Raw genomic sequence first — 19,230 nt, forward strand, 5'->3', positions numbered from 1 at the left:
CCAGGGCTAAGACCCTCTCAAAGTATAGCCTGTCTCTTCCGTTTTTTCAAGTTTGGCATTCTAATCAGGAGGTCCCAGATTTACAGCTTCAGAATAATACCCGGAACTGCTGTCAGTAAGGTTCCCGAATAAGAAAATCCCCAATGTAAAAATCACAAGAGCAGAGGAAAGAATAAATAACAAGATCAACAGAATCTTCGGCTTTTTCATAGTGCCTGATTTCCGCTTGCATTACTATCTAAAGTCATAAATGTCGCTAAAGTCATAAATGTCATAGATGTCGATAATATACAAGTGTATACGATTTTTTTAACCAAGGGAGATTTAGGGAATGCCCATAAAAGAAAAATGAAACTCTGGTTCCTGGTAAAAATTTCTTCTGCTCCTGCAGTTCGAATCCCCTGGAAAGCCTCTGGATAGAGCTTTTTAAGGTTTGAGGAATCATGCTTGAAACAGAAAAGCCCGGTTCACTGGCAGTTTACGATAATTCTGATTGGGAGGTTTCCCCGTCTCCCGATCATCCCTCAATCCCTTTTCAGAGGTTTCTGAAAGCCACTAATTTATCCGTGGCAGCTTCCGCAACTGGTACTTTCATTAGCCGAAATATGGGTTTCGGGGATGCTGCCAGTCAGGAGGGCAGATTTTGCCCTGAAAACAGCATCTTCCGGTCCTGAGGCATAGATGTCAGCTCCTATCCGGTCGGCCCAGTCCTGAGTAACCAGCGACCCTCCGACGCCTGTTATAACCTTGTCCCGGATCCCTGCTTCTCTGAGCTGCTCTTCAATCTGGATTTGCTGGATCATGGTTGTACTCATTGAGGCGGAACTGAATACAAAATCGGCTTCCTGTTCTTTCACGGCTGCAGCAAAGTTTTCAGCCGAAACGCCGGCTCCAAGGTTAATTACTTCAAAACCTTCTTCCTCAAACGCAGCCGCAATACTGTCCTTTTCGTAAGTATGAAAATCCCCTTCAACAGTGGCGATTATGACGGTCCCGACACTCTCTTTTTCCTGCCCGCTGGAATTTCCGGCTGACACCGGGAAGACGAATTGCGCAGCAACTATTCCCAGGATTAACAAGACAAGCAAATTCAATTTTTTTCCGTACATAATTTTCTTTCCTTTCTTTCTCCAGATTTTCTTCTTTCTTTTTCCAGACTTACCTGCTCTTCTCACACTTCTTCCCGTCTTCATTCTCGGGTTTTTCTACAGAGTTCTCAAATACAAGGGGGAGATAATCATAGTTCTTTTCCGTTACGTTGTAAGGAAGGTCTGCAATCAAATCTCCATCCTCATCTAAAGCTGTTTCTGAAAAACCATCTCCTTCCGGAGAAGCCCAGAAATTCCCGCCAAAGTAAGGCCCTCCTGCAATATTCATGCCTGTGGTTTTCGAAATGTTCCAGGTATTTGTTCCGTAGTCTTCGGCATTTTTTCTGTTATTCAGGTAGTTGTTGTAGATGATATTGCAGTTCGAACCTGCCCCATCGGTCCAGTTCAGGTTAAGAGAGATACCGACATCATTTACTGAAATACTGTTTCCTGAGATTGTATTATTGCCGCAGCCTTCCGTATATATCCCGTAGGAACTGGCTGTTATAGTGTTGTTGTTCAGAGTATTTTCTTCGCTGGCCCCGTAGAGATAGATCCCTTCATAAGCTTCTGAAAGGATATTTCCATCAAGAGTATTGTTGCAGCTTGTGTCCCCAAGATCGATACAGCACCAGCTGTTCGAAGTAACTGTATTTTCTTTCAGAATATTGTCCTTGCTGATATCACAGAGCCAGATCCCGGCCATGTTGTTCGAAGCGTTGTTTGTTTCTACAAGGCAGTTTCTGCAGCTGCTTAAAATTAAGGCGTCTCCTTCATTTGAATTGACAGCATTGCCCCTCAGGGCTGTCATAGAACAGTTTCCGAGGTAAACTCCGTGTTCGCAGTTTGAGATGCTGTTTCCTTCAAGCAGCGAGTTTTGAGTATTATACAGGTAAATCCCGAAACTGCTGTTTTCAAGGGCCAGGTCTTTGAGGGTGATGTTTTCACAATTAATGCAATAGACAACTCCTGCATTAGAATCGGAATCAAGAGTCTGGTTTGAAACCCCTACTAAGTAGTATAGTGATTTTCCGTCCACCTTGTTGCTGGTGTCGATAGTGTTATTCATTTCACCCCTGTAGTGATAGGTATAAGCTCCGAAATTCCTGCTGTTGCAGGACATTTTGTTGTTTTGAAGTGTGCTGAAGCTTGAGTCGAGATAGATCCCCCACTGGTTCGAATTTACTTTGTTTCCTTTCAGGGAACTTCCATTCGAGTTTCCGAGGTATATCCCGTACATCTCATTTGAGTTTGCAGTGTTGTTTTCGAGCAGGTTTTCCCCGGAGCCTGTAAGGTAGATCCCGTAAAAGTTGTTTGATGTTTTCGAGGCAAGCACACGGCAGCCGGATGAGTTTTCCATATAGATGCCAACTGCTCCCTCAGACACGCAGTTATTTTGAAGGGTATTGTTTTCGGATGCATTAAGGTAGAAGCCGTGATGTCGGTTACAGGTCGCCTTATTATCTTTTATTAAGTTCTGCCCTGAACTTTCAAGCCAGATTCCGTCATCACTGCTGGATAAGCGGTTACTTTCCAGGGAGTTCTCGTGCGAATCTCTCAGCACGATGCTTCTCCAGTTTCCCGAAAAATAGTTGTTACTGATATTGCTTCCCGAAACGCCGTCGAGATATATGCCATATGAGGAATTTGCTCCTTTCAAAGTGAATCCGCTGATTCGTACTGAATCAGAAGTCACGTGGAACACGGGGAGTTCAGGGTTCATAGCAGTGATTATAGTGTTTTTAGGGTGCAAATTTCCGGAGCTTATCTCCAGAGATTTATTTACGAGTACGTTTTCACTGTATCTCCCTTCCTCAACAAGGATAACATCCCCTTCTGAAGCGGAATTTATCGCTTCCTGCAGGCTCCCGTATGCTCCTGTTCCTCCTCCTTCCTTTACGTAAAAAGTGGCTGCGGATGCAGGGCCTGATATAATGAGAAGCAGTGTGAAAACGGCAGTCAATATGAGTATTTTCTTCCCTTTCAATAGTTATCATCTTCCTTTAAACGAAACCATGTTTAGTCTCCACTCATGAGCTCTAAAAGGAAGGCTGGGCGAGCCTTTCTCCTAAGTGAGTCCTGAGGTTTGAGCAAATTCAACAGGACAGGTGATTAAAAATCTACTTGCCGAAGAATTCAGCAAATCCTGCACCCAGTTAATCCAAAAAACCGGGTCTTAAATAGGTTCCATAGATTCTATAGCTGATTTAAAAAAGAGTTTTAATTTTGTTATTTAGACCTGATTATCTGGATAATAACTGTTATCTTTTACTATTCATTGAGAATCGAGGAATTAGATCGGAAACCGGTTAACTTCAGTTCGCGGGCGGTTTATGACAGGTCTGCCTGGATACAGACCGGAGCTATATGGTTTACCACCTGGAGAGCTATGCTTTCAAGGAAGTTGCGGATACTCCATGGGATCTTATCCAGCGTATGGGAGGCAAAATTCAGACTCCCTATAATTTCGTTACTATATTTAAGAGGAATTACTGCAACGGCTGTAATTCCCTCTCTCCTTACCGCTTCAGTCACATTTTCGGAGTAAAAGTCCATTGAGTAGATGGACTTTTCAGTCCAGATCTGTTTTGCCTCGTTTGAACCTGCCTTATATCTTGAAACCTTTTCTTTAAACTCAGGAGAAGTTCCGCGGGATGCAACAAGGTTTATCTGGTCCAGGAGTTCGTCCTTAATATAAATGCCTCCGGCATCTATCCCGTTTATCTGCAGGCACGCATCAAGTACCAGGTTAAGAATAGCATGTAGACTCCAGGTAGTGTTAAGCTTCATTCCCAGTTCTCTCTGGATTTCAAGCATTTTCTGGGCCTCTTTTCTTTCGGTAATATCTACAACAAGGCCCTGAAGGTGAGTTGCTTTGCCTTCTGCGTTTCTCTGGGTAAAGACTCTTTCATCCACCCAGAGCATTTTTCCGTCTCCTGTGAAAATCCTGTACTCAATTCCGAAGGAATCCTGGCCTTCTGCGATGTTTCGTTCAAGGGTTTCATTAACCTTGCCAACGTCATCTTCGTGAATTATACTTCCGTATATTATTTTTCCTGATGTGAAATCTTCTGCAGTATACCCGAACTGGACCACGTTCTCCGAAACATATTCTGCAGGCAGGTTTTCTTTATTTTCCCACAGAAAGGCTATTGCCTGGCTGTTGTTTATTATAGTCCTCAGAAGCCTCTGCACTTCAAAAGATTCCCTGAGAGCTTCTTCTTTCTCTTTTCGTTCGGTTACATCAAGGACAAGTCCCTGTAAGTGGGTTATCTCCCCTTCTTCATTTCGCTGGATGAATGCCCTTTCATTGACCCAGCGCAGGTCTCCAGCTTTTGTGAATATCCTGTATTCCGTATTGAGGTCAACTTCACCTCTCCGGATGCGCTTATCAAGCTCTTCCTCAACTCTTTTCAGGTCCTCGGGATGGATAACATCTCCATAAAGGATATTCCCTGAAATAAAGTCCTCCACAGTATATCCGAACTGAACGACGTTTTCTGAAACAAACTCCAAAGGCCATTTCTTCTGGTTTTTCCACAGGAAAACAACTGCAGGGCTGTTGTTTACTACGGTCCTGATTATTTCCTGCATCTTGAGGATAGATAATAGATCTACTATTCCTATCGCCGCAATAACCTTCCCGTCCTCCGAGAAAATAGGAGAAACAACCACATTCCTGCCAAGGTATGTTCCCCCTTTCGGGACTCCATGCACAGTCGTGCCGGTCATGAGCACCTCTTCGAGTACCGGACCTGTATAATCCTTATCAATTATCTTCCCATGTTCCAGGCGAAGCCCCTTTCGATTTAAACTGCGGATGGTAGTCGGAAGCCCAACCAGAGAATGCACTGCCACCGCTATTGCCTCAAGCTCTTCAGGCCCCGCATCTTCGGATATTAAAGAAGTAATTCTTTCACCCCCAGAAAGATTCTGACATTTCTTGCAATTAAAAACCGGAAGCATTTCAGCAGGAAAAATATGGATCTGAAAATCAATGCCCAACCTTTTATACTATATTTTTCAGAGAACATATAGTTGTTCTTTATATATAACTGAAATTTCTCAAATTTGTGGTTGTCCGTAAGGTGATGATATCTGCCTTCGGGTTCAGGAAACGACATCATCTAACCATTATTTAGTAAGAATCGAAGGAATGTATCCAGATCATGAAAATCCTGGTAATTATGGGAAGTCCTCGAAAAGGTAATACTTATCGAGCTGTACAAAAAATAGAAGAGTTCATGCAGTCTATGGGTAGTGTTGAATTCGAGTATCTGATGCTCAAAGATGCCAATCTGTCTCAATGTCGTGGCTGTTTTGTCTGTTTTATAAAAGGAGAGGATCATTGTCCATGTAAAGATGATGCTCCTTATATTGAACAGAAAATGAATGCTGCCGACGGAGTAATTTTTGCTACGCCCGTATACGGCATGAATGTTTCCGCACTCATGAAGAATTTCATCGACCGCTTCTCCTATATTTTTCATCGTCCACGCTTTTTCGATAAAAAAGTCCTTCTTCTCTCCACCACCGGAGCTCTGGGCCTTAAGGAAGTTCTCGATTACCTGAAACTGGTAGCCAGTATATGGGGTTTCGAAGTATCTTACCGTGTTGGCATAGTAACTCCTCCAGGGCCAATTTCCAGAAAGAAAGAGCAGGAGAATAATCAGAAACTTGAGAAAGCTTCATCTATGTTTTATAATTCCTTTCAGAAAGAGCGCCGCTCTCCAGGGCTTAAAGATATATTCATTTTTCGTGCTCAGAAGGCAAGTTTCGGTGAACTTGGCCAGAGTTCTCCTTCAGATTATGCATACTGGAAAGAAAAAGGCTGGCTCAGTCCGGAAGCAAAATATTACGTGGATGTGCCGGTAAATCCCGTTTACAATGCTATTGGCTGGATATCTGAAAAGATGCTGAGGAGAAAAATGCGAAAGGATCTGGCTGAAATAGGGAGTTAAATCCTTTCTTACCCAGTCGATGATGGGCCTGCGCACGAAAATCTTAAAATCAATAAACCTTCAACGCCCTTAAAAATGCAATTGGGCCGCAACAGTAAGCAGCTGCAGCCTTGTACGGGAGATAAAATAAGAAATGGTCAGGAATTTTTGCTTATTTTATGGGGATTTACCTTAGAACCAACCTTAGAACCAACCTTGGAATCAACCTTGGAATCAACCTTGGAATCAACCTTAAAATCAACCTTATTAAGATCACTGAGGTCCTGCAGACAATGCTTTATTCCATGGGAATTTTTTCCTCATAGATTCATTCTTACTTACCTGCTCAACGTACCCATTATCAACGTTAACGTCGGATGTGGAATTTGCATATAAATAATTTCCACCGGCGTTATTTGAAAGACAGTTGTTTTCCAGGATAAATGAATGGGTGTTATTCAACTTATTAAATATGGCATATCCTTTTCCGGCTGTGTGGCTGGGCTGTGTATTAATTATTATGTTATTTTTTACAACAGTCGTATATCCTGACTCAGGGGCTGAAAATGCTTTAACTCTTTTGTGGGCAATAGCTGCACCGTAGCATCCGTCGAATAGGTTATTTTCTATGAGGGTGTTTTGGAACCCATTAAGCACTACGCCCCCTGCCCAATCAGCACCCTGATTAGTGCCGGTTTTGTAAAACCTGTTATTATGGATGTATATCTCTTTTGCAGTGTCTTTTGAATACTTGGACCCGTAACCTGTAATCCAGATACCTGCAGCATTGGTCTCGTAAAGCAGGTTGTTGAATATTTCGATATCGTCCATAACAGTTGACGAGCCTTCTTTCTGGACTTGAATTCCTGCTCCTCCTTCGCCCTCGGAATTAATGGTGTTGTTGTAAAATTTTGCATGGTTAGAATTATAGATTCTCAAACCGCTATTTGTTCTGCATGTTATTCTATTATTCCAGGCTTCCACATTTGAAGAATAGATGACATAGAGAGCATCATGCCCGAGTTTATATATTGTGTTATTGTAGAACTGAATATTTGAACAGCTTGTAACTTTTAACCCGTCTCCATGGCTGTCATGCATGTACAGATCATGTACCTGTATATTTTCGGAATTAAGGAAATGAATCAGATTATGATATCCTGCGCCTCTCTTCTTTTCTGCATTGCCGTCATGATTTCCGTCTATCTCAAAACCTCTTATAGTAATATCCTGATTTCCAGAACTGTCCATTTGAGTAATCATAGGCTTGTCTGCTGGCCAGTCTGCTTCATCTTCAAGTTTGATTACAGCTGTAGGATCCCCTTCCAGGATTGTATTGTTTCCAATAAGAACGCTGTCTGAGATTACGTATGTAGTGTTCCCTTCCAGATGAACAGTTGTGAACTGAGAGTTTTTTGCCACGTAAGCAAGAGCCTTATTTATTTCAACCTGATCATCGATGCCATCACAGTTAAAATCTCCACTACCATTGGTAGTTATATAAACTGCCCTATCTGAAGGTTTAGCTGCTAGGAAGAGAATTATAACTGCGATTAAAAAAATCAAAGCCAAGCTGGAAATTATTATTTTTTTTCTTCTTTTCCGTCTGTTGATTTTCACTGTTTCGTCCATTTTGCATCCTCAAATGTGTTAAACTATACCCTTCATATATTAAAAAAATTAACTTGTAGAAAGTTGCAAAAAACACCTTTCGAAGATGTTTGACCGTTCTACAGGTCGTTAGATCGGTAAAATTAGTCTGGAAATCTCCTGAAACGAACTTTGAAGGCTTTAAACTCCGCCGGATCTGTTTCTACATAGATTTGTACACTACATAATTGAAGTAAATGAACTCTGCAGAATTTTGAGCAATAATGCTGGTTTCAATAATGCTGGTTTCAATAATGCTGGTTTCAATAACTCCACTGACTGCAAATCTCTTGAAAATACGGGATCGTAACTGCTTATTGTTGCGACCTCGTGCCGCGGATCAAATTGAATTTGATACGTATTACCGGATAGAAAGCGTCTGTTTTCCGTTTTTCTGGAAACGCTTTAACTAAATTAATTATAAAAAATAGAGCTATTAAAATAGTAATTATAGTCCTGAGCGGATTCGAACCGCTGTCCCGGGCTCCAAAGGCCCGAAGGATTGACCACTACCCTACAGGACTGCACATTCAAGCTTTTACTTATAGCTTAATTCATGTACTTAATTTTTGTGCCATCTCAGGACTTTTTTGCGGTATTTTCAGGCCAAATATCAATTTATATATAAAGTCGTATGCTAGCTTTGAAACTTTTTACATGACAATATTTTTTGTTTGAAAAGAATTTTTTGTATAATTAATTTAAAGTAATTTACATTATTACTATATGATGGAGCTGGAAGAAATAGGTATGACCGAATAGCGAAGTATTAGCGGATTGTGAAAGAATCGCCCGGAGTTACCTGTCCTGCTCTGGCAGTATGTTTGATGGGAACATATTTTCAGAGCTGCTGGGTTGGGGGACACAGTAAGGGATAAAGTGACTCCGGGCTTCTTCTTACATATGATTTTCTATTTTTTGCATTTTTCCATTTTATTTATATTCAATTTTTAATTACTTCGATCTGTTTTAATATTTTAAATGCTCTTTTTCTCCTTCGTCTTTCTCTTCAGTCTTATTGCACAATTCTTGCAGCGTGCTTTTTCTGAGTATTCTGATTAAAAATTGAATTTTGGATCGAATTTATGCTGATATTAAAACTTTTAGCGTAACGATATAATTTTTTACAGAACAATTTTTGATATAATTGAGCTTATGCCATTTTAGTTAATAGCCCTTATTTTGGAATAATGGATGTTAAAAAGATCTATTTTTTTAAAAAATTAGACTAAAACACTTTAATTTCAATTTAAAGGTAAATAGAAAGGATTATGCCTAATTAAACCAATATTATGTCGCCAAACAAATAATTGGGCTTTAAAAAGGTATAATCCATGATAAAGATTATTACAAAAGGATATAAGTACTTATTGACTCAAATCGACGATTTTTTAGGGTCTGCACGTACCATTGTTATAAGTCTTAAGAGTATTAAAGGCAGAAAAGAATACGAACAGCTTTTTGGTCGAAAATTGGACGATCAAAAGACAAATATTAAAATCCGTATCATATCTCTAAAACAGTCAAGACTCACAGATTTTATAAGCAATCTTTTTGAAAAATCGATGTCTATATACTCTATTTTCGATCCGATGTTGAGTGAATATTCTAACTTAAAGATCCTTTTCATTGAGAAAATTACTAAAAACAAAAGACATTGTAAAGTACGTAATGTGCTCCCTATTTTTCAAAAAGTGCTTTCAGACTTTTTTGGTGAAGGATTTACTTTTCTCAAAAGGAAAATTTGCATTCCTTATAAAATTAATCTTCTAGTTGTACATAGCAAAGATTATATGGAAAGTGTATTGCCCTGGAATCAAGTACTTGCCTTTCAACACTTCAAAACGTTTCATGGGTATATAGGAGACATGTTTGCATTAAATCCTTCGCTGGATAACTTTTTCATTGAATTACAGGCTTCAATGGAGTACCATCCTCAGCATGAATCGTTAAATTTCAACAACATTCTCAAGTTAGAAATTGCAAGATGTAAGATGGGGTATTCAAATTTTGAATCATTCATTAGAGAATTTAACCAGAATAAAGCTCTAAGAAAGGAATTAAATATTGAAAATCGTGATCGAATCACTCTTTCATCATATCGTAGAAATCTGAAATGTATTTATCCATATTTCGTGGAATATGCTCAATTACTGATACAAGAATGTAGAAATCTAAATCTTATAGGAGATAAAATCTGGATATGGGATAGAAGGTTCTTTGAGTGCAACTGCAGTGGATTAAAAAATAAAGAAACTGGTATGCTCTCAGATCCTGATGCAGGACATTATGTTAAAAAAACCGGAAAGTATAGTGTCCTATCTGGAACGGGGTATACTGATACATGTGTTGTTGATAGTTGGTGGGGTTTACCAGTTTATTGGGATGCAGTAAACGCAAGTAAAAATGACAACACTATATTTCAAGAAACTATCATTCAGTGCATGAAATCGGAAACTCATAAACCACTTTTTATGATTGCAGATGCTGGACCTGATAGTCATCCTTCTAACCAGGTGGTTATTGATCATGGAGTTATTCCAATTATAGCAGCCAGAGCTAACAGTGCAGGAACTATTCTTAAAACAGAAACAGGAACCCACTTCAGAGGAATATATATACCAAGGAAATTTCATAGACTCCTTGGTAAAATATACAATCTTAGAACCACTGTTGAAAGAAAGAACTCAAATGAAGTAGTGGGATACAATCGCTCGAAAACACCTACAAGAAGAATTGAATGGGCTAAAATGTTTGTCTCTATAGGCAACATTGCCGCTTTACTTACGGCATTAACGGCTTTTAAAGTTGGAAGAAAAGATTTGATAAGGGCACCAACTGCTTTTAGAAGGTTGCATTTTTAAGCTATTTAAGGAAATTTTTCCGGAAAATATAGAATTGAGTGCTTTTATTTGGGATTTAAAGCATTTTAAATGATTTTGGCATAAGCTCAATTAATTTAAAATAATTTACGTTATTTGTATATGCTGGAGTTGGGAAGTAATAATTGGGAAGTAAAATGGGGTATCTACCAATATAATCTACCACCTATGAAATCGCCCGGAGAAAACTGATCCCTTCTTCGAAGCAATGCTTGGGGGAGCATAATATTCGAAGAGACTGTGTTGGGGGACACAGTGAACGATGCAGTGCCTCTGGGCTTTTTCTTAACGTTTTCTATCCTTTTTCCTACTACTTTTTTAATTTCTACTTGCTTTTCTATCATTCCTTTTTAATAGATGGGGCTTTTTTCGATTATTGGTTATTTTACAACAGTTTTTACAACAATTAGCCCAAACTTCCTTTAACTTGTTTTTGAGCTGCTTTTATGGGCTCCAGATAACGGATTGTCTGGAACGATTTTAAATAAATATCCTGCTGGACTCAGACTTAGAGGAGGACTATAGGTTTGAAAACGAAGTTCAGTTCTACTTGCTTTTCCTTTCCTCACGTTTTTTCTTGAAAATTACTGCAATTAAAGCGTATTTAGTGTTAAATCATTTTCGAGCCCTAAAATATCTTGCGCGAAAATATATTTCACTAGCAGGCAATTTTTGGTATAATTAATTTAAAATAATTAAGAGTCAATTATATATTTGCAACGTGGAGTGAACCGAGAGAACGAGTGAGTAATGGGTATGAATGAGTAAGTAAAAGAATTGCCCGAAAGCCATTGATCCTGTTCCGGACCGATATGCTTGGGGGAGCGTATCTCTGGAACAACTGTATCGGGGGCTACAGTCAGAACATAGCGCTTTCGGGCTTTTTCTTATTCCGTCTATACTACGCTTTCCTTCCTAATTTTTCTTTATTTCTTTCTATATTTTTATTAATTTTTGCTTAATTTCTTATTATTTCTTTGAAATTTTCAACGTAAAATTAATTTTTGTTTAAATACAAAATTTTGGATAATTAATTTGAAATAGTAATGGTATAATGTTATATTCGTGGAGTTGGGAAGTGAGTGAGTAAGGTATAAAATAAAAAAGAAATGCTTGGGGGCCGTTGATCCTGCTCTAGATCAATATGCTTGGGGGAGCATATCTTCAGGGCTGCTGTGTTGGGGGACACTGTAAATAAGGATAATAGTGCCTCTGGGCTTCTTCTTAAGATATTTTCTTTACTGTACTTCTTTACTGTACTTCTTTACTGTACTTCTTTACTGTACTTCTTTACTGTACTTCTTTACTGTACTTCTTTACTGTACTTCTTTACTGTACTTCTTTACTGTACTTCTTTACTGTACTTCTTTACTGTACTTCTTTACTGTACTTCTTTACTGTACTTCTTTACTGTACTTCTTTACTGTACTTCTTTACTGTACTTCTTTACTGTACTTCTTTACTGTACTTCTTTTGCTCTGGGTCTTATTTCCTGTCACTCTAAAGGTTGTCAGAAACGGGCGTTTGACTGGAAGGGTAATGTCCTCTCTTTCGATGTGAAGTTCAACTGCTTCTTTCAGATTTGAAACTGCTTCTTCAATTGTTTTTCCCTGACCTGATATCTCCAGCTCCAGGCATGAGGATACGTATCGCTCGTTCTTCTTTTGCACCATTGCAGAAAATGTAAACGTTTCTGTCATTTCTGTCGTATCTGTCATATCTTTCATACCTGCCATATCTTTCACACTTGCCATATCATACCTGCTATCTTTTTGTGATATTGCAATGTTTGTGTTAAATATTTTGCAATTAATTGTTTTTTGGATAGATGAAAGTTTAACTTGTGTTCTCATACATCAATAAAGATTGTGGCTTCGATGAGGACTGTGACTTTGTTAATCCTTTTTTAAAACCTCAATCCTAAATGTCTACGCGGGTTTGAGTTCCAAATATGGTCAGGCCCGAAAAAATATCCTTCTTCATCTCAAACTTCCGGGGCTTGTATTTATAAAAGTACTTTTATAGTGATATCTGGAAACTTAAAAAAGGAGATCTCATTTGTGGAAGCGGAAATGACTTCAAGGGAGCGTTTTATCAACGCACTCGAAAGAAAAGATGTTGATCGGGTCCCGTATGGCTATCTCTGGTTCGGAGCAGGGCATGCGGTACTGGAGCGTATGGGTTCAAGCCTCAAAGATGCCTACTGTTCTGCAGAGGGAATTGCAAGAGCGCAGATCCTTGCCAGGGAAATGTACCACCACGACAATGTGATGTCTCCCTGGGGCTGCCTTCTGGCTGAAGCTGAAGCTCTCGGAACGAAGATAAACATAAAAGAAAATGCATATCCTGTGGTTGCAAAGTATGCCATTAAAACCGCTGCTGAGTATGAGCTTATAAATCCCTCCGACATCGAGAGGTCCACGAGAGTAAAAACAATTTCCGGATCGGTTGAAATTCTCAAGGAGGAAATTGGGGATGAAGCCTTTCTCACAGGGGCAACTATGTCTCCTTTGATGCTCGCTTCTCAGGTTCTCGGAGGGAGCAGGCTCTGCATTGACATGTTGAAGGACAGAGACAGCTTCCATGCCCTGCTGGAAAAACTCACAGAAAGCTGCATCCTGTTTGCCGACTCCCTGCTCAAAGCCGGAGCTGACGGCATTTTTGTCGAAAACGGGGAGAGTACTGGCGACCTTTTCAGCCCACAGATGGCTGAGGAGTTTATGTTGCCTTACACGAAGAGACTTTATGACCACATAAAAGCCGAAGGAGGGTATGTAATCTCTCATAATTGCGCAGCCGGTGCCTTCTATGATCTGGAAATGAAACTTGAACCCCATGCCCTTAACTTTGCCTTCGGGGATGTCAGGCTTCTCGGTAATAAGTACGGGGTTGAATGCAAAAAGCTCCATAATCACAACAATATCGGATGCGGTCCGAGGCATTGCTTCAGGGAGTTTAAAGAATTCTCCGATGCCGGCATCTGTCTTATGGGAAATATTATCCCGGATACCCCTCTCACCGGTTCCAGGGCTGAGATCGAGCATGAAATAAAAAGCTGTCTCTCAGCTGCCCCGGAAAAAGGCTTTATCCTGGCAACAGGCTGCGAAATCCCTCTGAATACACCGCTTGAAAAGATGGAAATGCTCTGGGATGCAGTAAAAGCAAGAATTTGAAGCCTTCTTCATACTTTTATTTTTCAGAATTTTTTCCGAAAATAAGCCTAAGTGACACAAAAGTTCAGTTATCCAGAAATATACAATTATTCAGTAGTACACAATCTCTAGTAATACACTATTTCGAAAATCCCTGGGGCAGCTCTTCTCAAAAGATTTTTTTGCCTTTTTTTCAGGTTTACAATGGTTTCTTCAACAGTTTCCCCTCTACAAATCACATTCTCCTCCGGGCAGATTGAAATATAGGTATTTTCTCCCTGAGGATAGTTGCAGAGAAAAGGAACCACATCGCCATCTTCTGAAATATTGGCCAGTCCACTTTAAGCGTTTTGCATTCCTGTACTCTCTCCATACTCTCACCAGCCGCTTTTTCAGGAGGTAGCATATGCGAGCGCAGGAAATTTATACTTGCGAACATATCACATTCGAAGTTTATATTAATAGAATCTTGAAACTTACGTTAACAGGCTTGCAGGATTTATGGTAGAAGAGTCTTTAATAACCTCTTTTGTGTCTTCGCCCGACCTTTCGGTGCTTATCCTCCTTTGTGTTCTCTTACTGACCGCTCTAAGGCAGGTAGGATCTTTGAGGCTGCAGATCTGGCAGGTTATGACCCTTGGGGCTTTCTCTGTACTGCTGCTCGGTGAGATCTCGCCTCAGGAGGCTCTCCGGGCAATTAACATTGACGTGCTCCTTTTTCTGTTCGGGGCTTTTTGTGTGGGCGAAGCGCTTAACAGGAGCGGATATCTTGCCTGTCTTGGGAGCAAGATTGTTTCAAGAGCCAAAAATACGGATCAGCTAGTTTTGCTTGTGATTTTTTCTACCGGGCTCCTTTCTGCCGTCCTTATGAACGACACCCTTGCCATTATGGGCACTCCAATGGTTCTGCGTTTTTCCAGGAAGTACGGAATATCTCCAAAACTCATGCTCTTTGCCCTAGCTTTCGGAATTACCACAGGCAGCGTAATGAGCCCTATTGGAAACCCTCAGAATCTCCTGATTTCAATTGATGGAAATCTGGACTCCCCGTTTGTGACATTTTTGCGTTCGCTGGCTCTGCCAACTCTTATAAACCTTGTACTTGCTTACGTTGTACTCAGGCTCTTTTTCAGCCGGGAATTCAGGAAATCAGCTCTGGTTCATTCTAAGGAGGTTATTTCCGACCCTGGACTTGCAGGAATTTCAAAAAAGGCTCTTTTCCTTCTTCTGGCTCTAATTACCTGTAAGATCTTTCTTGTAGAGTTTTTGCCTGCCTGGGACTTTAGTTTGAGCTGGATTGCCCTACTCTCAGCTTCTCCTATACTGCTCAGCAAAAGGCGTACTGAAGTTGTAAAGAATATTGACTGGACGACTCTGATTTTTTTCGTTTCGATGTTCGTGCTGATGGAAAGTGTCTGGATTTCCGGGACCTGCCAGGAGCTACTCAGCAGAATGTCTCCGCAGTTAGGCTCGGTTCCTGTGATCCTGGCACTTAGCATAGGACTCAGCCAGCTTATTTCGAATGTTCCCTTTGTTGCGCTCTACCTTCCTGCAATGGGGAGTGCAGTTTCTCAAGAACAGTTGATGGCGCTTGCTGCTGGAAGCACAATTGCAGGGAATCTCCTTATCCTGGGGGCAGCTAGTAATGTCATAATCCTCCAGAATGCCGAAAAAGAGGGTGAAACATTCTCTTTTATTGAATTCGCCAGAATTGGGCTCTTAATATCATTTTTAGATGCTATTGTCTATTTTATATTCCTTTAACACCTAAAAGCAATAATATTTGCTTAAATAAAGCTAAAAGAACGATTATAACTTAAAATGCCGTTTTAAAACCTATTCCTCCTTTAATAAATATCTCAGGTTAACCCTCCGAGTATAAATACTCTCTAACCCTCCGATAAACTTGATATACTGAAAGCACATACACTTTTTTCTGGAAGATATCATATCATGACTCAGAATACCGCTGATTCAAATAACAGGCGCAAACGCGCTAAAGGTACCGTACAGATGAAAACCCTCGGGCCTGTTGAAGACCTTGAACCTTATGTTCGGTCTGACTGGTGGCAGACTCTTTTTAATTCCCTTTATCTCAAGACCGATGCCGATCTCCTGGATGATATGGAAGTTACAAGGAAAGAGGCAGATCTTGTTGTCTCTATTCTGGGACTTGATCCTGAGGACACGGTTCTTGACCTTTGCTGTGGACAGGGCAGGCATGTCCTTGAACTGGCAAGAAGGGGATTTTCAAACGTTGAAGGCTACGACAGGTCTCAGTACCTTATCCGGAAAGCAAGAACAAGGGCTCAGAAGGAAAATCTGCAGGTCAGGTTCAGGGAAGGGGATGCAAGAAAATTGCCTTACCCATCTGACACTTTCTCTGTGGTCACCATTCTTGGAAACAGCTTTGGATACTTTGATTCCACTTTGCAAGACCGAAAAGTGCTTGAGGAGGTTTTCAGGGTACTGAAGCCTGGAGGCAGGGTCTTTATTGATGCTGTAGACGGGGACCATATGAAAAAGAATTTCCAGCCAAGATCCTGGGAATGGCTGGATAGGAAGTACTTTGTGTGCAGGGAAAGAGCCCTTTCTTCTGATGGTGAACGTCTGATCTGCAGGGAGGTTATAAGCCGCATTGATAGAGGAATAATCGCAGACCAGTTTTATGCTGAGAGGCTGTACAACAGGGAAAGTCTTTTTGAACTGCTTACGGCATCAGGCTTTAGCAGCCCGACTTTTCACACAACTTTTAGTCCTGTATCAACAGGTACTCAGGACGCAGGAATGATGGAACAAAGAATTCTGCTTTCAGCAACAGTAGAGAAAGCCTGGCCTTCACTGGTTTCTCCTCTTCAAACTACTGAAAGTAAAAAACCTCTTAATGTTGTCGTAGTGCTCGGAGACCCGAGAAAGGAAGACCAGGTCAAGCCTGCCTGTGTATTTGATGATGATGATTTCGAAACCGTTGATAATATGAAAAAGGCGCTTGCTGAGATTCCTTATATGAAATTCACTTTCCTGGACAGGCACGAGACCCTTTTCGAAGACCTTAAAAAGAGAGCAGGAAAAACTGACCTTGTACTTAACTTATGTGATGAAGGCTTTTATAACGACCCTATAAAAGAGCTTCATGTTCCTGCCATGCTTGAGCAGCTTAATATCCCTTACACAGGTGCAGGTCCTCAGTGCCTTGCCTTCTGCTATGATAAGTCTCTTGTAAGGGGAGTTGCCCGTGAAATGCAGATTCCTGTGGCAAAAGGATTTCTCGTTACCGGGGATTCTGACGTTTCAAGGCTTTCCCTCTCTTTCCCCCTGCTCGTAAAACCCAATTCAGGGGATTCAAGTTTCGGGATCACGCAGAAAAGCAAAGTTCACAGCAAGGAAGAAATACTAGATATCATGAAATCAACGCGGGAAAAAATAGGGTCAGATAAACTTTTCCTGCTTGAAGAGTTCCTTCCGGGAAAAGACATCAGTGTCGGTATCATTGGAAATCCGCCTGCGTGTACTGTTCTGCCTATCACGGAAGAAGATTACTCTGCAGTCCCGGAAGAACTTCCCAGGATCTGTGGGTATGAGGCTAAATGGCTCCCTGATTCCCCGTACTGGAAGATCAAATCCGTGCCTGCGGGGCTCCCTGAAAATACGGAGAAAGAAGTTGTGGGGTTCTGCCTCGCTCTCTTTTCAAGACTGGGATGCCGTGACTACGCCCGCTTTGACTGGAGACTCGATGCCGAAGGCAGGCCAAAACTGCTTGAAGTAAATCCGAACCCAGGCTGGTGCTGGGACGGGCACCTTGCAAAAATGGCAGCTTATGCCAGTATCTCTTACTCAGGCATGCTGGTAGCAGTTGTTGAGGCTGCAAAGAAGAGATATAGTATCGGACCCGGAAGAAAAGCTGAGCTCCAAAAGAAAGTCCTTGAACAATCCTCAAGGAAAAGCCCGGCTGAGTGTGCTGCGGAATTCGAAGAGGAAGTCGAAGCTAAAGGCTCTATCGAGTCAGAAAACGACAGAAAGAGAACTGTTTTTTCCAGCAGTTCTGAAACAATACAGGCTCTTTAAGAGTGCATAAAATCAAAAGTAAAACCAAAAAGATCGGTTAGAGAAAGGTTAGATTAAAAAAGAATTATATTCAAAAAACTGCAGTCAAAAACTATGGGATGCGAAAGATTGATTTCTTCTTTTTCTTCTCTTTCGCTTTCCCTTTTATTCCAAACACAATTTTTACTTCTGGCTAATTTACTCTGGATGATTTTACTTCTGGATTATTACCGTGAGGATATCTTCATCCTGCATAGTGTGGTCAAGCCCTACTCTCTGCCCCGGGTGTTTTGCAGACGGACCCCAGATCTGGGCATAACGGAACTTCCTGCGGAAATCGCGGTGCAGGCGGTCACAGATCTGGCCTATATTTGTCCCGCTCATGACTATAAGGGGCTCTTCCATATCTGCTGGCTCTCCCTGAGGCTTAAGGTAGACCCTAATAAAGCCCAAACAGTCGTAAATAGCGTCCTTGAGAGCCTCGATATTGGTACCTTTATGGGCTGAGATAAAAATTGAGTTCGGGTACATTTTCCGGCATTCTTCTATTAGCTGAGGATATCCAAGGTCCACTTTATTGACCACGATCAAAGAGCTGACATAACTCCGGTTGTCCAGGACTACATCGATAAGCTGGTCCACAGTGATATTTTCCCTGATAAGGACGTGAGCATTGTGAATTTTATATTCGTCCAGCACGGCTTTGATGGTCTCTTCATCGAGGTCAAGATCAACGGTTGAGTTTATCTCGACTCCACCCCTGTCCCTTCTCTTGATTGTGACATCAGGGGGAGCCTCATCCACACGGATTCCTGCCTGGTAAAGTTCGTCCATAAGCACGTCATAGTGCTTTGGCTGGAAAACATCGAGCAGAAAGATAACCATATCGGAGTTTCTTATGACCGAAATTACTTCTTTCCCGCGTCCGCGCCCTGAGGATGCACCTTTAACGAGCCCGGGCACGTCAAGGAACTGAATTGTTGCGCCTTTGTGCTCAAGCACGCCAGGCACTACGGTAAGGGTGGTGAATTCGTATGCAGCTACCTCTGATTTTGCGCCCGTGACTTTATTCAGAAGCGTGGATTTACCTACCGAAGGGAAGCCTACGAGAGTTACGGTACCGTCTCCCGATTTCTTGACCGAGTAACCATCTCCTCCACTTTTTGAGGAGGCTTTCTTCTCAATTTCGTCCCGCATGCGGGCCATCTTGGCTTTTAGCCTGCCTATGTGGTGAGAAGTTGCCTTGTTGTAAACGGTCTTTCGAATTTCGTCTTCTACTTCCTGTATTTGCTCCTGTATGCTGCTCATCTGGAACCTGCCGACTTCGGGACTGAAGAAATGATTTTCATATTATTTGAAAAAAGAAACCGTATCCATCCGGTCTCTACAAACCTTTTTTGATCCAAAACAGATCCGTTATCTGGATATTTTATCCTGAATAGTTGGATGAAATATATATACCTATGGAATGATT

Annotated in this window: 12 protein-coding genes and 1 tRNA gene; 5 read left to right on the top strand and 8 right to left on the bottom strand. The window is 41.2% G+C overall.

Annotated features, from left to right (window positions below; translation table 11 throughout):
- Positions 1 to 560: 560 nt before the first annotated feature.
- The 3 genes from ACZ5A8_RS01495 to ACZ5A8_RS01505 form a co-directional block, all read right to left on the bottom strand.
- Positions 561 to 1,175, bottom strand: coding sequence for a cobalamin B12-binding domain-containing protein (locus tag ACZ5A8_RS01495; protein ID WP_464531827.1), 615 nt, complete (start codon positions 1,173 to 1,175; stop codon positions 561 to 563).
- On the bottom strand, positions 1,159 to 3,075 hold the full coding sequence (locus ACZ5A8_RS01500; RefSeq protein WP_464531828.1) for a NosD domain-containing protein: 1,917 nt from the start codon (positions 3,073 to 3,075) through the stop codon (positions 1,159 to 1,161). Before ACZ5A8_RS01500 ends, ACZ5A8_RS01495 begins: the two co-directional genes overlap by 17 nt.
- Before the next feature lie 344 nt (positions 3,076 to 3,419).
- Positions 3,420 to 4,940 carry a PAS domain-containing protein gene (locus tag ACZ5A8_RS01505; RefSeq protein WP_464533979.1) on the bottom strand — a complete coding sequence of 507 codons (1,521 nt, stop codon included), beginning with the start codon at positions 4,938 to 4,940 and terminating at the stop codon, positions 3,420 to 3,422.
- A gap of 317 nt (positions 4,941 to 5,257) precedes the next feature.
- On the opposite strand from ACZ5A8_RS01505, the gene ACZ5A8_RS01510 reads away from it, so the two are divergent.
- On the top strand, positions 5,258 to 6,049 hold the full coding sequence (locus ACZ5A8_RS01510) for a flavodoxin family protein (RefSeq protein ID WP_464531829.1): 792 nt from the start codon (positions 5,258 to 5,260) through the stop codon (positions 6,047 to 6,049).
- A gap of 252 nt (positions 6,050 to 6,301) precedes the next feature.
- Here the strand turns inward: ACZ5A8_RS01510 and ACZ5A8_RS01515 are convergent, their stop codons facing one another.
- Together ACZ5A8_RS01515 and ACZ5A8_RS01520 are read right to left on the bottom strand one after the other, a co-directional pair.
- Complete coding sequence (locus ACZ5A8_RS01515; RefSeq protein WP_464531831.1) at positions 6,302 to 7,660, bottom strand: right-handed parallel beta-helix repeat-containing protein; 1,359 nt, start codon at positions 7,658 to 7,660, stop codon at positions 6,302 to 6,304.
- Between the two features lie 469 nt (positions 7,661 to 8,129).
- Positions 8,130 to 8,202 (bottom strand) — tRNA-Gln (locus tag ACZ5A8_RS01520).
- Between the two features lie 1,344 nt (positions 8,203 to 9,546).
- On the opposite strand from ACZ5A8_RS01520, the gene ACZ5A8_RS01525 reads away from it, so the two are divergent.
- Positions 9,547 to 10,542: a hypothetical protein gene (locus ACZ5A8_RS01525; RefSeq protein WP_464529078.1), complete on the top strand. Its 996-nt coding sequence runs from the start codon at positions 9,547 to 9,549 to the stop codon at positions 10,540 to 10,542.
- Positions 10,543 to 11,993: 1,451 nt separating this feature from the next.
- Here ACZ5A8_RS01525 and ACZ5A8_RS01530 read toward each other — a convergent pair.
- Positions 11,994 to 12,314: a type II toxin-antitoxin system HicB family antitoxin gene (locus tag ACZ5A8_RS01530; protein WP_464531833.1), complete on the bottom strand. Its 321-nt coding sequence runs from the start codon at positions 12,312 to 12,314 to the stop codon at positions 11,994 to 11,996.
- A gap of 306 nt (positions 12,315 to 12,620) precedes the next feature.
- Between ACZ5A8_RS01530 and ACZ5A8_RS01535 the strand changes: the two genes are divergently transcribed.
- Positions 12,621 to 13,733: a uroporphyrinogen decarboxylase family protein gene (locus ACZ5A8_RS01535; protein ID WP_464531835.1), complete on the top strand. Its 1,113-nt coding sequence runs from the start codon at positions 12,621 to 12,623 to the stop codon at positions 13,731 to 13,733.
- Between the two features lie 214 nt (positions 13,734 to 13,947).
- Here ACZ5A8_RS01535 and ACZ5A8_RS01540 read toward each other — a convergent pair whose 3' ends face one another.
- The gene (locus tag ACZ5A8_RS01540) at positions 13,948 to 14,118 is read right to left on the bottom strand and encodes a hypothetical protein (RefSeq protein ID WP_464531836.1); all 171 of its coding nucleotides are present in this window, start codon (positions 14,116 to 14,118) and stop codon (positions 13,948 to 13,950) included.
- A 95-nt stretch (positions 14,119 to 14,213) separates the two neighbouring features.
- Between ACZ5A8_RS01540 and ACZ5A8_RS01545 the strand changes: the two genes are divergently transcribed.
- Complete coding sequence (locus ACZ5A8_RS01545; protein WP_464531838.1) at positions 14,214 to 15,476, top strand: anion transporter; 1,263 nt, start codon at positions 14,214 to 14,216, stop codon at positions 15,474 to 15,476.
- Positions 15,477 to 15,665: 189 nt separating this feature from the next.
- On the top strand, positions 15,666 to 17,777 hold the full coding sequence (locus ACZ5A8_RS01550; protein WP_464531839.1) for a methyltransferase domain-containing protein: 2,112 nt from the start codon (positions 15,666 to 15,668) through the stop codon (positions 17,775 to 17,777).
- Positions 17,778 to 17,969: 192 nt separating this feature from the next.
- Here ACZ5A8_RS01550 and ACZ5A8_RS01555 read toward each other — a convergent pair whose 3' ends face one another.
- A complete protein-coding gene (locus ACZ5A8_RS01555; protein ID WP_464531841.1) occupies positions 17,970 to 19,064 on the bottom strand; it encodes an OBG GTPase family GTP-binding protein in 1,095 nt (364 codons plus the stop codon).
- Between the last annotated feature and the right edge of the window lie 166 nt (positions 19,065 to 19,230).

The sequence above is a fragment of the Methanosarcina subterranea genome (assembly GCF_055385895.1).